This window comes from Streptomyces sp. NPDC048269, assembly GCF_040652395.1.
Classification (GTDB): Bacteria; Actinomycetota; Actinomycetes; order Streptomycetales; family Streptomycetaceae; genus Streptomyces.
This window is the reverse complement of record NZ_JBEZLW010000119.1, coordinates 1-1,699: the sequence shown is the minus strand read 5'-3', so window position 1 is coordinate 1,699 and position 1,699 is coordinate 1. Positions and strand designations below refer to the sequence as shown.

The 1,699-nt window shown below is 69.3% G+C and carries 1 protein-coding gene and 1 pseudogene; both read right to left on the bottom strand.

Annotated elements, in window-relative coordinates; genetic code table 11:
• Positions 1 to 48: 48 nt before the first annotated feature.
• Positions 49 to 675 (bottom strand): hypothetical protein, encoded by a 627-nt coding sequence (locus AB0D48_RS37385; RefSeq protein ID WP_362407823.1) that lies wholly within the window; start codon positions 673 to 675, stop codon positions 49 to 51.
• 624 nt (positions 676 to 1,299) lie between these two features.
• Positions 1,300 to 1,506 (bottom strand): annotated as a pseudogene (locus AB0D48_RS37380) (helix-turn-helix domain-containing protein); the annotation flags it as partial.
• Positions 1,507 to 1,699: the final 193 nt, after the last annotated feature.

Below are 1,699 nucleotides of genomic sequence, written 5' to 3'. Positions count from 1 at the left end.
ATATCGCTTCGTGTAGTTACTTCCCACCTGGCACTGCTTCCCCTGGGCTCATACGTCCCAGTGTCCAGGTGTCCACATCAACGGGGGAACTTCAGCTTCGGCGGCGGCGCGGCGGTCGGCTTCGGCTTGGTCCTGTGCCGTGCGGGTTCGTTGGGCGTGCTGGGTGTAGGCGTTATTGAGCATGCGTTGCCACTGGATTGTCTGTCGTAGCTGTTCTGCTTGCTGGGTGGCCTTGGCTTCGGCGATCAGGCCTGCGGTCGCGTGCTGGATCTCGGCCTGTTCTGCCTGGTCCCGGCACTGCCGGCACAGCCTGTCGTCGGGCCGTGGCCCTTTGCCGGCTGCCGTGCAGTCCTCGCCTTCGCACTCCCACCACTCGGGCCGCGGATGTTTCTCGCCTGGTGCGGGGGCGCGGCCGCGGCGGCGGTCTGCTCGGCGTTCTGTGCAGTTGGTGCATGGCTGTTCTAGGTGGAGGGTTGTGCCGTCCTCGCACATCGGGTCCGGGCAGTCGGTGGAGGGGCGCACGAGCCCCACCGCGACCCCGACGGGGGAGGACAGTTTTCCTTCGGCCAGGGCGCGGGCGTAGCCGTGGGTCCACCATCGGCGCTGGATCCGCTCGATGAGTTGCTGTGGTGTCCGTCCTCCGTCCAGGGCTTGGAGGATCGCCTGGCGCAGCACGGCCGGACGGTGGGGCGGCAGCAGAGGGGCCAGCTCCCGCGGCCATCCCGCTTCCACTGCTCTGACCGAGTCGTCCTGTCCCGGGGGCATCCGCTCGCGGGCTGTCTTCCTCGAGCTGGCTGCCGGGGTGGGCGCGCCTGCGCCCGGAGACGCGGCGCAGCCGCTGGCCTCGCGCGCGCTGCTACCTGCAGTGGCCCTGCGGGCGTCATCGGCGCTACGCGCCGTAGGCGCTACGGGGGTTTCTTGAGAGGGGAGGGTTAAAGGGGAGGGTTGGGGGACTGGCAGTCCCCCCTGCGGGGATTGAGAGTCCCCCCTGCCCCGGGACTGAGAGTCCCCCCGCCCGTCGACGCGATGTTGTGGGGGAGGGGACTGACAGTCCCCTCCTTTACGGCGCGGCTTTCCCTTGTCGCTGCGCTCTGTGCGCGGCGGGGCGGGCGGTAGCGCTGGACGGGTCTGCGGTGTCAGTGGCGGCAGGCCGCGGTGCGCCCGGTCCTCGTTGACCCGGGCGAGGCGCTCCGGGCCGTACCAGGCCGCGGGGATCTGCAGGTCGTAGACCTTGGGGCGGGCGTGCGCGGGGATGTACCGGGCGGCTTTCTGGTTTCCCAGCGTGATCACGCCCCGCTCGGCGAGGGAGGCCAGACGCCGCTGCACTGTCTTGACGTCGCAGAGCGCGATCCGGGCCAGTGTCCGGCGGGAGGGGAAGGCGTTGGTGCCGTCCGGATCCGCTTTCTCTGCCAGGCCGGCCAGCAGCATCCTGTCCGTCGTGCTGTTCACGGGGCTGTCGTGCAAGGCCCACAGGATTGGCTCAAGTGCCACGGTGCACCACCACATCCAGGGTGAAGGCGCTGATGTCGTGGCAGGGGGCTTGTGGCGCCCTCAGGATGGTTCCGCATAAGCTCATGGCTCAGCGCACCTCTCAGTTCACGCAACTAGTGCTGTGACCGGGAAGGTTGGCCGGGTTGGGTGGTCAGGCCGCTGTGGGTAGCGGTCTGCCGCCCCAGCGGATGCCTCGTTCGCTTCGGAT